The sequence below is a fragment of the Pectobacterium versatile genome, assembly GCF_003932035.1.
Taxonomy (GTDB): Bacteria; Pseudomonadota; Gammaproteobacteria; order Enterobacterales; family Enterobacteriaceae; genus Pectobacterium; species Pectobacterium versatile.
In genome coordinates this window covers 4,434,210-4,448,956 of sequence record NZ_CP034276.1, presented here as the reverse complement: position 1 = coordinate 4,448,956, position 14,747 = coordinate 4,434,210, and the positions used below count along the sequence as shown (strand labels likewise).

The 14,747-nt window shown below is 51.4% G+C and carries 16 protein-coding genes; 11 read left to right on the top strand and 5 right to left on the bottom strand.

Annotated elements, in window-relative coordinates; all coding sequences use genetic code 11:
• The first annotated feature begins 3 nt into the window (after window positions 1-3).
• Window positions 4-588, top strand: coding sequence for a peptidylprolyl isomerase (slyD, locus tag EIP93_RS20185; RefSeq protein WP_010277503.1), 585 nt, complete (start codon window positions 4-6; stop codon window positions 586-588).
• 98 nt (window positions 589-686) lie between these two features.
• Here slyD and EIP93_RS20180 read toward each other — a convergent pair whose 3' ends face one another.
• Window positions 687-905, bottom strand: a complete 219-nt coding sequence (locus EIP93_RS20180; RefSeq protein WP_010297012.1) for a protein SlyX — start codon at window positions 903-905, stop codon at window positions 687-689.
• 282 nt (window positions 906-1,187) lie between these two features.
• Here EIP93_RS20180 and fkpA point away from each other — a divergent pair, with 282 nt between their 5' ends.
• The gene (gene fkpA / locus EIP93_RS20175) at window positions 1,188-2,006 is read left to right on the top strand and encodes an FKBP-type peptidyl-prolyl cis-trans isomerase (RefSeq protein ID WP_103862623.1); all 819 of its coding nucleotides are present in this window, start codon (window positions 1,188-1,190) and stop codon (window positions 2,004-2,006) included.
• 139 nt (window positions 2,007-2,145) lie between these two features.
• Here fkpA and pdxR read toward each other — a convergent pair whose 3' ends face one another.
• Complete coding sequence (pdxR, locus tag EIP93_RS20170; protein ID WP_125233181.1) at window positions 2,146-3,639, bottom strand: MocR-like pyridoxine biosynthesis transcription factor PdxR; 1,494 nt, start codon at window positions 3,637-3,639, stop codon at window positions 2,146-2,148.
• A gap of 103 nt (window positions 3,640-3,742) precedes the next feature.
• Here pdxR and EIP93_RS20165 point away from each other — a divergent pair, with 103 nt between their 5' ends.
• Together EIP93_RS20165 and glyA are read left to right on the top strand one after the other, a co-directional pair.
• Entirely contained in the window at window positions 3,743-4,555 is an 813-nt protein-coding gene (locus EIP93_RS20165) for a YggS family pyridoxal phosphate-dependent enzyme (RefSeq protein ID WP_125233180.1), read from the top strand.
• A gap of 32 nt (window positions 4,556-4,587) precedes the next feature.
• Complete coding sequence (gene glyA / locus EIP93_RS20160) at window positions 4,588-5,859, top strand: serine hydroxymethyltransferase (protein WP_103971745.1); 1,272 nt, start codon at window positions 4,588-4,590, stop codon at window positions 5,857-5,859.
• A gap of 70 nt (window positions 5,860-5,929) precedes the next feature.
• Here glyA and pmrB read toward each other — a convergent pair whose 3' ends face one another.
• The 3 genes from pmrB to eptA are packed head-to-tail and all read right to left on the bottom strand — an operon-like array spanning window position 5,930 to window position 9,332.
• Complete coding sequence (gene pmrB, locus EIP93_RS20155) at window positions 5,930-7,024, bottom strand: two-component system sensor histidine kinase PmrB (protein ID WP_103942992.1); 1,095 nt, start codon at window positions 7,022-7,024, stop codon at window positions 5,930-5,932.
• The gene (gene pmrA / locus EIP93_RS20150) at window positions 7,021-7,689 is read right to left on the bottom strand and encodes a two-component system response regulator PmrA (protein ID WP_039484538.1); all 669 of its coding nucleotides are present in this window, start codon (window positions 7,687-7,689) and stop codon (window positions 7,021-7,023) included. Before pmrA ends, pmrB begins: the two co-directional genes overlap by 4 nt.
• Window positions 7,686-9,332 carry a phosphoethanolamine transferase EptA gene (eptA, locus tag EIP93_RS20145; protein ID WP_116586441.1) on the bottom strand — a complete coding sequence of 549 codons (1,647 nt, stop codon included), beginning with the start codon at window positions 9,330-9,332 and terminating at the stop codon, window positions 7,686-7,688. Before eptA ends, pmrA begins: the two co-directional genes overlap by 4 nt.
• A gap of 302 nt (window positions 9,333-9,634) precedes the next feature.
• Between eptA and EIP93_RS20140 the strand changes: the two genes are divergently transcribed.
• From EIP93_RS20140 to fusA, 7 genes are all read left to right on the top strand, one after another.
• On the top strand, window positions 9,635-10,357 hold the full coding sequence (locus tag EIP93_RS20140; protein WP_010296984.1) for a helix-turn-helix transcriptional regulator: 723 nt from the start codon (window positions 9,635-9,637) through the stop codon (window positions 10,355-10,357).
• Window positions 10,357-10,746, top strand: coding sequence for a sulfurtransferase complex subunit TusD (tusD, locus tag EIP93_RS20135; RefSeq protein ID WP_103862617.1), 390 nt, complete (start codon window positions 10,357-10,359; stop codon window positions 10,744-10,746). The genes EIP93_RS20140 and tusD overlap by 1 nt, the downstream gene beginning before the upstream one ends.
• A gap of 9 nt (window positions 10,747-10,755) precedes the next feature.
• Entirely contained in the window at window positions 10,756-11,115 is a 360-nt protein-coding gene (gene tusC / locus EIP93_RS20130; protein WP_103862616.1) for a sulfurtransferase complex subunit TusC, read from the top strand.
• A 20-nt stretch (window positions 11,116-11,135) separates the two neighbouring features.
• Window positions 11,136-11,423: a sulfurtransferase complex subunit TusB gene (tusB, locus tag EIP93_RS20125; protein WP_103862615.1), complete on the top strand. Its 288-nt coding sequence runs from the start codon at window positions 11,136-11,138 to the stop codon at window positions 11,421-11,423.
• Between the two features lie 131 nt (window positions 11,424-11,554).
• Window positions 11,555-11,929: a 30S ribosomal protein S12 gene (gene rpsL, locus EIP93_RS20120; protein WP_005969567.1), complete on the top strand. Its 375-nt coding sequence runs from the start codon at window positions 11,555-11,557 to the stop codon at window positions 11,927-11,929.
• Between the two features lie 96 nt (window positions 11,930-12,025).
• Window positions 12,026-12,496, top strand: a complete 471-nt coding sequence (rpsG, locus tag EIP93_RS20115) for a 30S ribosomal protein S7 (RefSeq protein WP_009111198.1) — start codon at window positions 12,026-12,028, stop codon at window positions 12,494-12,496.
• A gap of 96 nt (window positions 12,497-12,592) precedes the next feature.
• A complete protein-coding gene (fusA, locus tag EIP93_RS20110) occupies window positions 12,593-14,707 on the top strand; it encodes an elongation factor G (protein WP_103862614.1) in 2,115 nt (704 codons plus the stop codon).
• Window positions 14,708-14,747 lie beyond the last annotated feature (40 nt).

The following is a 14,747-nucleotide window of genomic DNA, read 5'->3' as shown; positions in this document are numbered from 1 at the left end:
ATCATGAAAGTAGCAAAAGATCTGGTGGTCAGCCTGGCCTATCAGGTACGTACAGAAGACGGTGTGTTGGTTGATGAGTCTCCGGTGAGCGCGCCGTTGGACTATCTGCATGGTCACGGTTCCCTGATTTCTGGTTTGGAAAAAGCCTTGGAAGGCCGTGAAGCTGGCGCGAAGTTTGATGTGAACATTGGTTCCAGCGACGCTTACGGCAACTACGATGAAAATCTGGTTCAGCGTGTACCGAAAGATGTCTTTATGGGCGTTGACGAGCTGCAGGTTGGCATGCGTTTCCTGGCTGAGACCGATCAGGGTCCAGTACCAGTTGAAATCACCGAAGTTGAAGATGACCACGTTGTTGTCGACGGCAACCACATGCTGGCAGGCCAAAACCTGAGCTTCAACGTTGAAGTTGTTGCTATCCGCGAAGCGACGGAAGAAGAGCTGGCGCACGGTCACGTTCACGGCGAACACGATCATGAACACGGCGACGGCTGCTGTGGCGGTCATGGCCATGATCATGACCACGATCACGGTCACCAGCACGGTAAAGGCGGCTGCGGCGGCAATGGTGGATGCGGCTGCCACTAATGAGTCGTAGCGCATAAAAAAAACCTCAGGTTGATGAAGATCACCTGAGGTTTTTTTATATCTGGGCTTGGTGAGCGCCAGTATAGCGGGGGCCGATCTCAGTAATGCGGCGGCGGTGTTTCTTCTGCCTGTGATGCGACAAGCGAGGTTTGCTGGCTGCGCAGCCTGTCTGTGAGTAGACGGACATGTTCACGCAGGCGGCTAATTTCCCGCTCGTGTTGAATAACCGTTTGGTTAAGCTCTTCTATGGTTAATTCCTGAAAGGCCTGTCGGCTTTCCAACTGTTCGAGCCGTTCTTCAAGTGCTGATGGTGACATCGGTATTCCCCTTACTTCTTGTTACCCGCGAGTTTGTCAGAAAGCGGAAACTTCTGGTAGTAAAAACGGTCGCAGTAGGGCGCAATACACTATCCTGAATGGGGCATATCGTTGCCAGAAGGCCTTAGGACGACACAAATGATGTCGGAAAAGCTTCCTGACGTTTTTTATCAAAGGATTGTCGCGTGCGTCGTTGTGTTGTCTTCGTCCGCACAGTTATAGTAGGCGCGAATTTATTTTAATGATGGCTGGAGCGCGTCGCTCCAGATGCTGGAGAAATGGATGAAATCACTGTTTAAAGTAACGCTGTTAGCAACAACGATGGCTCTGGCTCTGAACGCAGGCCAGGCTCTGGCGGCAGACAAAGCGCAGGCATCTGATACCACTGCGGCAGCCAAATTCAAGAACGATGAGCAGGCAGCGGCTTATGCGTTAGGTGCATCTTTAGGGCGTTACATGGATAACTCTCTGAAAGAGCAAGAAAAATTAGGTATCAAACTGGATAAGGATCAGCTGATTGCTGGCGTTCAGGATGCCTTTGCTGATAAGAGCAAGCTGACTGACGAAGAAATCGAAAAAACGCTGCAAGGCTTTGAAGGTAAAGTGAAAGCTGCGGCTGAAGCCAAGATGAAGCAAGATGCAAAAGATAACGCGGATAAAGGCACTAAGTATCTTGAGTCCTTCGCCAAAGAAAAAGGCGTGAAGAAAACTGAATCTGGCCTTCTGTATCAGGTTGAGAAAGAAGGTAGCGGCAACGCGCCGAAAGACAGCGATACTGTAGTCGTTAACTACAAAGGTACGCTGGTTGACGGTAGCGAGTTCGACAACTCCTACAAACGTGGTGAGCCACTTTCTTTCCGTCTGGACGGCGTGATCCCAGGTTGGACTGAAGGTCTGAAGCACGTTAAGAAAGGCGGCAAAATCAAGCTGGCTATCCCACCGGCACTGGCCTATGGCGAAAACGGCGTGCCTGGCATTCCGGCTAACTCCACGCTGGTGTTTGACGTTGAACTGCTGGACATTAAATCTGAAGCTGACCTGAAAGCAGCGGATGATGCGAAAGCTGAAAAACCAGCAGCCGAAGAGAAAGCGGCTAAATAAGCATCGCGATAATGGTGATATGACCGCAGGCTTCGACCTGCGGTTTTTTTGTTTTTCACTATCACTTCCCTGCGATTGAATCCTTTTTCCTGTTAACCGTGACGGCACCTATCTGTCATCCACCACCTGCTACCCATCATCAGCACAGCGCGCGTAGTACCTTCGCCAACGTCTTGACCGCAGCTTCCAGTTCATGCGGTGCGTGGGCGGCAAATCCCATGAGGAAACCAGCTTTATGCTGGCCCGATGCATACAGCGCTGTCAGCCCGAGCAGATCGATACCGGCTCGACGCGCGGATTCCACCGCGTCGTGTTCAGATATGTCACGGGTGAATATACAGGGCATCTGCATGCCTCCGGCCGGCACCCGTGGCTCCACGAAGTCAGCCAGATGTTGACGCACCAGCCGTGCCAGCGCATCGCGGCGTTCGGCATAAACGGTACGCATCGTGCGTACGTGGGCACCGAAGTGGCCTCCTTCGATAAAACGTGCCAACGTGAGCTGTGGAATGGGTGCGCTGTGTCCATCCATCAGCGTACGGGCCACGGTCATTGGGGCAACCAGCTGCGGCGGCAGTACCATGTAGCCGATGCGCAGGCCGGGAAACAGCGATTTGGTGAAGGTGCCGATATAGATCGTTCGATCGTGCGGGTCGAGCCCCTGCACGCAGGCAGTAGGTTTGCCTGCATAGTGGAACTCGCTGTCGTAGTCGTCTTCAATAATCCAGCTCTGTTGCTGCCAGGCCCATTCAATCACGGCCAGCCGTCGATCCAACGTCAGCGTCGCGCCGGTTGGGAACTGGTGTGAGGGTGTCAGGAATACAGCTTTATCGGGCACACTGTGTGCGTTGCTTGCCTCAAGCAGGTGATCAATCTGCAAACCATCGGCATCTAATGGAATCGGTACACAGGCAAGTCCAGCGGCTTCGAATGCCTTGCGGGCACCGTGGTACACGGGATCTTCAAGGAAGATCGGGTCGCCAGCATCCAACAATACAGTCGCACACAGGGTGAGCGCTTGCTGGGAACTGGTCAGCACCAGTACGCGATCGGGCGTAGCACGGGCTCCCCGTTCGAGGTTGACATAATCTGCGATGGCACGTCTCAGCACTTCCATGCCCTGTGGAGGGCTATGTAGCAGCGCCCGCGTGCCATATTCTTTTAGCACCTGTCGTTCTAGCCGTTCCCATGTCTGGAGGGGAAAGCTGCGGGTTTCCGGCACGCCGGGTGCGAACGCACGCGGTATGATGAAATCGCGAACTCCACCATTCTGGAACATAGCGCTGCCGCGTTGACTGAGGTGCAGTTCTGCTTTGCTATCTCCCGTTTTTCGGGCTTTGCCACGTCCCGGCAGACGCTTTGCCCGCTCCGACACGAAACTGCCGCTGCCGACGCGACGTTCGATAAATCCTTCCGCATGCAGCTGGCTGTAAGCCGATTCGACCGTATCACGTGAAACCCCGAGTGATGTCGCCAGCGCGCGCGATGCGGGTAGGGGCTTGCCCACGTCGAGAACGCCATCGAGGATTAACTGGCGAATAGCTCGCTGGATACGAGCGTGTAAGGGTAAAGCACCGTGCGCGGGGTCGCCAATCCAGGCTTTGACCGATTCAAGCTGGGCGTGTTTGAACAATTGGTCTGCCTCTTATCAAGAAAATGGTGGGGAACATCCGGCTATTTTAAATCTATAAATACGTTTCACAATCCATTTATCCTCTTCATCAGGAGTTAAGCTGATGCCGATACCTTCCGATACACCCACTCGCCACGACAGCCACGGTTGCTATCCCGAAGCCGCCACGGTTGAGGATTTCCAACTTAATCTGGCGGCGGTACAGATGCGCATCGCGGCGGCCTGTCACCGCGTCGGCCGCGATCCTGCCACCGTACGACTGCTGCCTGTCAGCAAGACCAAGCCCGAAAATCGCCTACGCATGGCCCATGCGGCAGGTTGTCGGATATTGGGCGAAAACAAGGTGCAGGAGGCGTTTCGTAAATGGGAAACCATGCAGGACTTAGCCGACTTACAGTGGTCGGTCATTGGTCATCTGCAAACCAACAAAGCTAAGCTGGTGGCACGCTTTGCTACCGAATTTCAAGCGTTGGACAGCCTGCGACTGGCTGAAGCGCTGGATCGTCGCTTGCAGATTGAAGGACGTTCGCTGGATGTATTCGTGCAGGTTAATACCTCTGGTGAGGCCAGTAAGTACGGCCTGTCTCCTGAAGACGTACCCGCTTTTATTCAGACTCTTCCCGCATTCCCTACGCTACGTGTGCGTGGGCTTATGACACTGGCGTTGTTCTCCAGCGAGGCTGAACGCGTGCGCCAGTGTTTCATCCGACTACGTAACCTACGTGATAAATTGCAGCAAAACGCCCCTGTTGGTATTGGGCTGGATGAATTATCCATGGGGATGTCCGGCGATTTTGAAATAGCCATTGAGGAAGGTGCCACCGTCGTTCGTGTCGGTCAGGCCATCTTCGGGGCGCGTCCTCTGCCGGATAGCTACTACTGGCCTGATGAAATTAGCACAGAAGCAAATCTTTAAAAAAACCATGATTAACGCATAGGACGATGCCCATGTATGACACCTCTTTGACTCTCACGGATTTTGACCCCGAGTTGGCCGATGCCATCCTGCACGAAGAACACCGTCAGGAAACCCATATTGAACTTATCGCTTCAGAGAACTATGCCAGTCCGCTGGTGATGGCGATCCAGAATTCCGTGTTCACCAACAAATATGCAGAAGGTTATCCCGGCAAGCGCTACTACAGCGGCTGCGAGTATGTAGACGTAGCCGAGCGTCTGGCGATTGAACGGGTTAAAGCACTGTTTGACTGTGATTATGCCAACGTCCAGCCTCATGCCGGTGCTCAGGCTAATGCGGCCGTGTTTCTGGCATTGACTAACCCGGGTGATACCGTGATGGGCATGAATCTCGCTCAAGGCGGGCATTTGACTCACGGTAACCCATCCAACTTTTCTGGTCGCCACTATAAGATCGTACCTTATGGGCTTGATCCTGAAACAGGGTTGATCGACTACGACGAAATGGAACGTATTGCGTTGGAAACCCGACCCAAGATGCTGATAGGCGGGTTCTCTGCCTATTCACGCCACAAGGATTGGGCGCGGATGCGCGCGATTGCTGACAAGGTGGGCGCGATCTTCTGGGTGGATATGGCACATGTCGCGGGTTTGGTTGCGGCGGGCGAATACCCGAATCCGCTTCCTCACGCACATGTCGTAACGAGTACAACCCATAAAACCCTACGCGGCCCGCGTGGTGGGATTATTTTAGCCAAAGGGCAGAGCGAGGATTTCTACAAAAAGCTCAATTCCGCCGTGTTCCCTGGTATTCAGGGCGGCCCGTTGATGCATGTTATCGCTGCTAAAGCCGTGGCATTCAAGGAGGCATTACGTCCTGAATTCACGGTGTACCAGCGTCAGGTTGTGGCCAACGCCCGGGCCATGGCTCATGTTCTCCAGCAGCGCGGTTACAAGATCGTCTCTGGTGGCACCGACAACCACTTGCTGCTGATCGACCTGTCCGACAAGCCGTATACCGGTAAGGATGCCGATGCTGCGCTGAGCGATGCTTACATCACGGCAAATAAGAATTCGGTGCCTAACGACCCACGTTCGCCTTTTGTTACCTCGGGCCTGCGTATTGGTACGCCAGCCGTGACGACGCGCGGTTTCGGTGTAGCGGAGTGTGAGCAATTGGCGGGGTGGCTCTGTGACGTGCTGGATGGGCTTGGCGCGGGTGATGAAGCGTTAACGGCAATACGCGATCGGGTACGCCAGCAAGTGGTGACGTTGTGCGGCCGCTATCCTGTATACCGGTAGGGCACTCGAGGCTGAGCACAGGGAGGTGTTCCGTCTCTATATTGCTGAGTAGACCCGCTATTATTGCTCTTCAGGCCTCATCCGGGGATTCGTCAAGGGCGGTGAGTACCACGCGAGCGAGGGCGCCGGAACGTTGTGGCCGGTTGCAGAGGAAAAATTTTCCATCGTGCAACTGAGCAATGCGCGTCACGATACTTAGCCCGAGGCCGATACCGCCATAGCGGCTATCCATGCGAACGAACGCCTTACTCAATTCACCGACTTTGCTTTCATCAATACCCGATCCTTCATCCTCAACCTGTAGTTCAATATGTGGCAGCTTGCTCAGGCTCACGGTGATCTGACTTGCTTCCGGGCTATAGCGATAGGCGTTTTCTACCAGATTGCGTAGCAGTAGTTGGAGCAACGTCGCATCGCCGCGCAGAGTGATATCTTCTGGTGGCAATACCCATTTCAGCGTCTGCTGACGCTTTTGCAGCATCTCGGCCAGTTCATCCTGCATAGGAAAAATGACGTCTTGCAGGAACGCAACATTCTGGTGGTGACCTGCCGAAAACTCCTGTCCGACACGGGCAAGCAGCAAAAGCTGTTCTACCGTCTTCACCATTTTATCGATACGTTTGATGAGCGAACTGCAATCAATCTGATGTTGCTGCTGGTGTAGCTCAAGGTGCAGCCGAATTCCGGCTAGCGGGGTTCGTAACTCATGCGCGACATCCGCAGTAAATTGCCTGTCGCGTTTCAACGTTTCGTCCAGACGCTGAAAAAGCTGGTTGATGGTATGCGTGACCGCCGCAACCTCTTTTATGTCACTCTGTTGCGGCAGCGGTTCCAGGTTTTCTGCCGTGCGATCTTGTAATTCTTCCTGTAGGCGGGAAAGCGGACGTGTGATCCAACTGACCGCCTGAAAGCACATGAGCAGCGTCAGGATGACCATTACCAGACTTGGAATACTGAGCGAGGCGATCGCCTCATTGATCTCTTGATCGATCTGCATGTTCTGGGCGCTGGCGCTCAGGGATTTATCAACTAGCAGCCCAATCTGTTCTTCGCTTTCGTGCCAAAGCCAGAATACGCTAATCATCTGGCAGACGAGCAGGATGCCGCCTAGAGCCAGCACCAAACGACGACGCATGCTAGTGACGGCGTCGGTATCGCCCTTCATGGTTGTTCACCTTTAGTCAGCAGATAGCCAAAGCCTCGCAGGGTTCGGATGCGGTCTTTCCCTATCTTGTGACGCAGATTGTGGATATGCACTTCCAGCGAGTTGGAAGACGGGTCATCATTCCAGGCATAAATATCCTGATGCAGAACCTCACGGTGTACCTGAGAGCCGGCTTTCAGCACCAGGCGGGACAGGATCGCAAACTCTTTCGGCGTCAGCACCACCGGCTTGTCATCCAGCAACACCTGTTGATTGTTTAAATCCAGCGTAATGTTGTCGACCTGTATTGTGCTGTTACTTGAACCCTGATTGCGGCGAATCAGTGCGCGTACGCGCGCTTGTAATTCCGTCAGAGCGAAAGGCTTGGCAAGGTAATCGTCTGCGCCGACATCCAGCCCGCTGACGCGATCGTTTACCTTATCCCGCGCTGTTAAGATGAGCACGGGATGCTGGTAATGATTCTTACGCCAGCGTGAGAGCAGAGTGAGCCCATCTTCATCCGGTAAGCCAAGATCGAGAATAACCAGACTGTAATGCGCGCTGCTGATGAGCGCGTCTGCTTCTTTGGCCGTGCCTGCGCAATCGCAGGCATAACCTTCATGACTCAACGCCAATAATAATCCTTCCTGCAACAGCTTATCGTCTTCAACAATCAATAATTTCATGTTGCCTTATCCCTGCACGGCTGAAGGATATCGAGCTGAGGCTGATATTCTTTCGTGGCGATAGTAAACATCCCCAGTATGGTATGGAAAAGATTATCTTGCGAGTAATCCAGCTGTTTCGCGTTCTGGCGCAGGCAGGTGTCCTGAATGGCTTGTTGTTGCTGATAACCCGTTGATAACCACATCAACATCGGGACGTGCGTTTGCTGTTTCGGCGCAATAGAGTAGGGCATGCTATGCAGGTAGATGCCGTTTTCCCCTAACGATTCGCCGTGGTCTGACAGGTAAACCAGTGATGTATTAAATTTATCCTGATGCTGTTTCAGTACATTGATCGCTTTATCCAGAACAAAATCGACATACAGAATCGTGTTGTCATACGTATTGGTCAGTGCTTCCTGCGTACAGGTTTGAATCTGATTGGTATCACACGTTGGGGTAAATTTCTTAAAGGCGTCAGGATAGCGCTGATAATAGCTCGGGCCGTGGCTGCCTATCGTATGTAATACGATAATGCCGTCGTTATCGAGCTTATTAATATAGTCTTCGACGCCGTGGAATAACGCTTCATCGTGGCATTCACCATTGGTGCATAGTCCCGGCAGTTTCAGCGATGTCACATCAACCGTTGGCACACGTGTACAGGCATCTTTACAGCCGCCATCATTTTCCTGCCAGAGCACGTTAACTTTTGCCCGCTGTAATATATCCAGCAACCCTTCCTGATGGCTGGCTAAGTCACCATTAAAACTTTGGCGCGGCATGTTGGAAAACATGCAGGGAACGGAAACGCCTGTTGATGTGCCGCACGATGATGTGTTTTCAAAATAAATAACGTTGTCTTTCGCCAGCAGCGGATTGGTCTCTTTCCCGTAGCCACCCAACGAAAAATTTTGCGCCCGCGAGGTTTCACCTACGACCAGAATAACCAGGTTCTTCTTTGCCGTCGGGGATGGTGGGGCCGCTTTGTGGGCATCCAGACCAATTTGCTCCAGAGGCAAATTAGCCAGCACACTATGTTTATGGTACGACAAACTGGCCGCCACAATATTGCTGGGCGTAATCGCTTTGACCAACTCTTTGTTATTACGCATGAACGAGGCGTAATCTTTATAAAAGAATGCCGCGACAGATAAAATGGCAAATAGCGAAATAATGACGCTGAGAAAGCGCATGCCAATATAGACAGTTGTCGGCTTGGCGGGCTTTATTTTTATCCATATGGCGAGCGCTGCGGGAATGACGCCAATAAAGAATACCCAGGCGACAAGCTGCGGCGTAAGTAGTGAAAAGGATTCGCCAGCTGTTGTCTCCAGGATATTCTGGATCATGGTTCGGTCAATGATAATGCCGTAGTTCAGCATAAAGTATTGCGCGGCGGCACCGGTCAGCAAGAAGAGAACAATGACGGCCTTACGCAGATAAGGGACTGCCAGCAGTGTGAAAATAATATTCAGCACCGCGAAAATCACAACGGGCATGCTGAGAAAGAAAGGAATACTGATCCAGTCTGTCATATCCAGCAGTTGCAGCGTCTGACGATAGTAGGCGATGTTTTGGACCAGAGTAATAAAGGCAGAAAATACCAGCACGAACGTAATGCTGTTCAGGTGTGGTCTGCCCATCGGTATTGGATTTTTCATACACGTCTCTCGTGATTTCCATTATGGAGAGGAAAGAAGACGCTGACTCTAGCGGGGTTAAATTAATACAACCTTAAGAGGTAGCCCGTTAAATTCAGGGACGCGAGTGTGGACATTTGCTAGACTATGCCCCTTGTCAATACAAAATAAATGGACCCGTCATACTTCAAGCTGCTTGTGCGTTGGCCGCCCTTACTCACCCCAGTCACTTACCTAAGTAAGCTCCTGGCGATTTGCGCGGTTGCCGCCTTCACGCAACTCGAATTATTTAGGGGATAATGACGTTGAGGGTGGTGTCTGCCATGTCTAATTCGCTTGTATCTGGCGAATCTTATGAGCTTGATTTGCTGGATGAACGTCCTTTCAGTCAAACGGACTATGAGATCCTGAAATCGTATGAAGCGGTGGTTGATGGCTTGGCCATGTTGATTGGCGAGCATTGTGAGATTGTGTTGCACTCGCTTGAGGATCTTAAATGTTCTGCCGTGCGTATTGCCAATGGAGAACATACGGGTAGGAAGATTGGCTCGCCGATTACGGATCTTGCATTGCGCATGCTGCATGACATGGCAGGTGAAGATAGCAGCGTGTCGAAAGCCTATTTTACCCGCGCAAAAAGCGGCGTGTTGATGAAGTCAGTGACGATTGCCATTCGCAATCGCGATCAGCGCGTGATCGGGCTGCTGTGTATCAACATGAATTTGGATGTGCCTTTCTCCCAAATCGTGCAGACCTTTATTCCACCTGAAACGCATGATGCCGCTTCTTCCGTTAACTTTGCGTCATCCGTTGATGATCTCGTGGCACAAACGCTGGAGTTTTCGATTGAGGAAGTTAATGCGGATCGCAACGTCTCCAATAATGCGAAAAATCGCCAAATCGTACTGAGCCTCTATGAGAAAGGCATCTTTGATATTAAAGACGCCATCAACCAGGTCGCCGAACGCCTCAATATCTCCAAACACACGGTCTACCTTTATATCCGTCAATTCAAAAGCGGCGACTTCAGCGGGCACGAACGTTAATGCTGAGTTACTGTTTGCTGGTGACTGGCCCGGCTTATGGCACACAGCAGGCAAGCAGCGCGTTGCAGTTTGCACAGGCGCTGTTGGCTGAAGGGCACAGACTGAAAAGTGTGTTCTTCTATCGCGAGGGTGTGCTAAATGCCAACCAGCTAACGTCACCCGCTAATGATGAGTTTGATCTTGTACGCGCCTGGCAGAAGTTGGGTGAAATGCATCAGGTGGCGCTGAATGTCTGTGTCGCCGCTGCATTACGCAGAGGTGTGACCGATGCGCAGCAAGCGACTCAGCTCAACCTTGCTGGCGCGAATCTGCAACCCGGCTTTGTTCTGAGCGGGCTGGGGGAGCTGGCGCAATCGGTGCTGACCTGCGATCGGGTTATTCAGTTTTAAGGTAGCGTTATGAAGCGAGTCGCATTTGTTTTTACGCATTCTCCACATGGGAGTGCTGCTGGGCGAGAGGGGCTGGATGCACTATTAGCGATGTCAGCACTGACGGAAGAGATTGGCGTATTTTTTGTTGGCGATGGCGTACTTCAACTGCTGCCGCATCAACAGCCGGAAAAGATTTTGATGCGTAATTACATCGCAACGTTTGGTGTGCTGCCCTTGTACGATATCGAAGCTTGTTATCTGTGCGAGACTTCTGCGCGCCAGCGTGGGTTGAGTATAGAAACAGACTGGGTTTTGGATGTAGAGCTATTAGCGCCGCAAGCATGGCGTAGTAAGTTGGCCGATTATCATTCCATCCTTTCATTCTAGCGACGGATTTCTCCTTTTATATGCTGCATACGCTCTCACGTTCTCCTTATCACGTTGACCTGGATGCACTTCTGCTCACTTTGGGTCAGGGTGATGCGTTGGTCTTATTGCAAGACGGTGTTATCGCTGCGCTAGCTGGTGGAGATATTATTCAGCGTCTCCTTGATTCAGCGGTTCTTCTCTACGCGCTCCAGCCTGATACGGCGGCAAGAGGAATGACTGAACAAATTTCAAACAATGTGACGCTCATTGACTATAATCAGTTTGTCCAACTGACAGTGGAACACCCGCAGCAACTCGCGTGGTAACGCCGAATTTTTGTATATTTCTTGACTCCTTCCACTGCCAGCCCTAAAATTCTGCGTCCTCATACTTTGCCTTGCGCAAACATGAGGCGATTTATTACGTGTTTACGAAGCAAAACCCAGGAGCTTTTTGAATGGCAACGATTAACCAGCTGGTACGCAAACCACGCTCCCTGAAGGCTGCTAAAAGCAACGTTCCGGCGCTGGAAGCATGCCCGCAGAAACGTGGCGTATGTACCCGTGTATATACTACCACCCCTAAAAAACCGAACTCCGCACTGCGTAAAGTATGTCGTGTTCGTTTAACTAACGGTTTTGAAGTTACCTCCTATATTGGTGGTGAAGGTCATAACCTGCAGGAGCACTCCGTGATCCTGATCCGTGGCGGTCGTGTTAAAGACCTGCCAGGTGTGCGTTACCACACCGTTCGTGGCGCGCTGGACTGCTCAGGTGTTAAAGACCGTAAGCAATCCCGTTCCAAATACGGCGTGAAGAAGCCAAAGGCTTAATGGTTCTCCGTTAAGTAAGGCCAAACGTTTTAACTTAAATGTCAAACTAAACTCGTAGAGTTTTGGACAATCCTGAATTAACAACGGAGTATTTCCATGCCACGTCGTCGCGTCATTGGTCAACGTAAAATTCTGCCGGATCCTAAGTTCGGATCAGAACTGCTGGCCAAATTTGTAAACATCCTGATGGTAGATGGTAAAAAATCTACTGCTGAAGCAATCGTCTATACCGCGCTGGAGACCCTGGCTCAGCGCTCTGGTAAAGATCATCTGGAAGCTTTTGAAGTAGCTCTGGACAACGTTCGCCCGACTGTCGAAGTTAAGTCGCGCCGCGTTGGTGGTTCTACTTATCAGGTACCAGTAGAAGTCCGTCCGGTTCGTCGTAATGCGTTGGCAATGCGTTGGATCGTAGAAGCTGCTCGTAAACGCGGTGATAAATCTATGGCTCTGCGCCTGGCGAACGAACTTTCTGATGCAGCAGAGAACAAAGGTACTGCTGTTAAGAAACGTGAAGACGTTCACCGTATGGCCGAAGCTAACAAGGCGTTCGCTCACTACCGTTGGTAATCCCTTCGTTGTAGTCATGCTAACCAAGCGGGCGCTAAAAATAGCCAACCCGCTTGGGTTAACTAAATTGAACGCCCTAGTAAACAGAGGATACAAATGGCTCGTACAACACCCATCGCACGCTACCGTAACATTGGTATCAGTGCGCACATCGACGCCGGTAAAACCACTACTACCGAACGTATTCTGTTCTACACTGGTGTAAACCATAAAATCGGTGAAGTTCATGACGGCGCAGCTACCATGGACTGGATGGAGCAGGAGCAGGAGCGTGGTATTACTATCACTTCCGCAGCGACTACTGCATTCTGGTCTGGTATGGCTAAGCAGTATGAACCGCATCGTGTAAACATCATCGACACCCCAGGACACGTTGACTTCACTATCGAAGTAGAACGTTCTATGCGTGTACTTGATGGTGCGGTAATGGTTTACTGCGCAGTTGGTGGTGTTCAGCCGCAGTCTGAAACCGTATGGCGTCAGGCAAACAAATATAAAGTTCCACGCATTGCGTTCGTTAACAAAATGGACCGCATGGGTGCGAATTTCCTGAAAGTTGTTGGTCAGATCAAAGCTCGTCTGGGCGCGAACCCTGTTCCGCTGCAGCTGGCAATTGGTGCTGAAGAAGGTTTCACTGGTGTCGTTGACCTGGTGAAAATGAAAGCCATCAACTGGAATGATGCCGATCAGGGCGTGACCTTCGAATACGAAGATATCCCGGCTGATATGCAAGAACTGGCTGAAGAATGGCACCAAAACCTGATCGAATCCGCAGCAGAAGCTTCTGAAGAGCTGATGGAGAAATACCTGGGTGGTGAAGAACTGACTGAAGAAGAGATCAAAAAAGCTCTGCGTCAGCGCGTTCTGAACAACGAAATCATCCTGGTAACCTGTGGTTCTGCATTTAAGAACAAAGGTGTTCAGGCGATGCTGGATGCGGTAGTTGACTACCTGCCATCCCCAGTTGACGTACCTGCGATCAATGGTCTTTTGGATGACGGTAAAGACACGCCGGCTGAGCGTCACGCAAGTGATGAAGAGCCGTTTGCTGCACTGGCGTTCAAAATTGCTACCGACCCGTTTGTTGGTAACCTGACGTTCTTCCGCGTGTACTCTGGTGTAGTTAACTCCGGCGACACCGTACTGAACCCAGTTAAATCAGCACGTGAGCGTTTTGGTCGTATCGTTCAGATGCACGCTAACAAGCGTGAAGAGATCAAAGAAGTTCGTGCGGGCGATATCGCTGCTGCTATCGGTCTGAAAGATGTAACGACGGGTGACACTCTGTGTGATCCAGATAACGTCATCATTTTGGAACGTATGGAATTCCCTGAGCCGGTAATCTCCATCGCGGTAGAACCGAAAACCAAAGCTGACCAAGAAAAAATGGGTCTGGCATTGGGCCGTCTGGCTAAAGAAGACCCGTCTTTCCGCGTATGGACTGACGAAGAATCTAACCAGACTATCATCGCTGGTATGGGTGAATTGCACCTTGATATCATCGTTGACCGTATGAAGCGTGAATTCAACGTTGAAGCGAACGTGGGTAAACCACAGGTTGCTTATCGTGAAGCGATTCGTGCGAAAGTTACCGATATCGAAGGTAAACATGCCAAGCAGTCTGGTGGTCGTGGTCAGTATGGTCATGTTGTTATCGACATGTACCCGCTGGAGCCGGGCTCAAATCCGAAAGGTTACGAGTTCACCAACGATATTAAAGGTGGTGTAATTCCTGGTGAATACATCCCTGCCGTTGATAAAGGCATTCAGGAACAGCTGAAAGCAGGTCCACTGGCCGGTTACCCAGTTGTGGATCTCGGCGTGCGTCTGCACTTCGGTTCTTACCATGACGTTGACTCCTCTGAGCTGGCGTTTAAACTGGCCGCTTCTATCGCCTTTAAAGATGGCTTTAAGAAAGCGAAACCTGTTCTGCTTGAGCCGATCATGAAGGTTGAAGTTGAAACGCCAGAAGAGAACACTGGTGATGTCATCGGTGACCTTAGCCGTCGTCGTGGTATGCTGCGTGGCCAAGAGTCCAACGTTACTGGCGTTGTGATTCATGCTGAAGTTCCGCTGTCTGAAATGTTCGGATACGCAACTCAACTGCGTTCTCTGACCAAAGGCCGTGCTTCTTACTCCATGGAGTTCCTGAAGTACGATGATGCGCCTAACAACGTTGCTCAGGCCGTAATTGAAGCCCGTGGTAAATAAACCTCAGGGTTAAAACAAAATCCCGTGCTCTCTCCATAGG

Coding starts and splice junctions, on each gene's coding strand:
- EIP93_RS20165 (WP_125233180.1), top strand. CDS start 3,743: ATGCCGATACCTTCCGATACACCCACTCGCCACGACAGCCACGGTTGC.
- rpsG (WP_009111198.1), top strand. CDS start 12,026: ATGCCACGTCGTCGCGTCATTGGTCAACGTAAAATTCTGCCGGATCCT.
- EIP93_RS20140 (WP_010296984.1), top strand. CDS start 9,635: ATGTCTAATTCGCTTGTATCTGGCGAATCTTATGAGCTTGATTTGCTG.
- fusA (WP_103862614.1), top strand. CDS start 12,593: ATGGCTCGTACAACACCCATCGCACGCTACCGTAACATTGGTATCAGT.
- pmrB (WP_103942992.1), bottom strand. CDS start 7,024: ATGAAGGGCGATACCGACGCCGTCACTAGCATGCGTCGTCGTTTGGTG.
- EIP93_RS20180 (WP_010297012.1), bottom strand. CDS start 905: ATGTCACCATCAGCACTTGAAGAACGGCTCGAACAGTTGGAAAGCCGA.
- slyD (WP_010277503.1), top strand. CDS start 4: ATGAAAGTAGCAAAAGATCTGGTGGTCAGCCTGGCCTATCAGGTACGT.
- tusD (WP_103862617.1), top strand. CDS start 10,357: ATGCTGAGTTACTGTTTGCTGGTGACTGGCCCGGCTTATGGCACACAG.
- rpsL (WP_005969567.1), top strand. CDS start 11,555: ATGGCAACGATTAACCAGCTGGTACGCAAACCACGCTCCCTGAAGGCT.
- fkpA (WP_103862623.1), top strand. CDS start 1,188: ATGAAATCACTGTTTAAAGTAACGCTGTTAGCAACAACGATGGCTCTG.
- eptA (WP_116586441.1), bottom strand. CDS start 9,332: ATGAAAAATCCAATACCGATGGGCAGACCACACCTGAACAGCATTACG.
- glyA (WP_103971745.1), top strand. CDS start 4,588: ATGTATGACACCTCTTTGACTCTCACGGATTTTGACCCCGAGTTGGCC.
- tusC (WP_103862616.1), top strand. CDS start 10,756: ATGAAGCGAGTCGCATTTGTTTTTACGCATTCTCCACATGGGAGTGCT.
- tusB (WP_103862615.1), top strand. CDS start 11,136: ATGCTGCATACGCTCTCACGTTCTCCTTATCACGTTGACCTGGATGCA.
- pmrA (WP_039484538.1), bottom strand. CDS start 7,689: ATGAAATTATTGATTGTTGAAGACGATAAGCTGTTGCAGGAAGGATTA.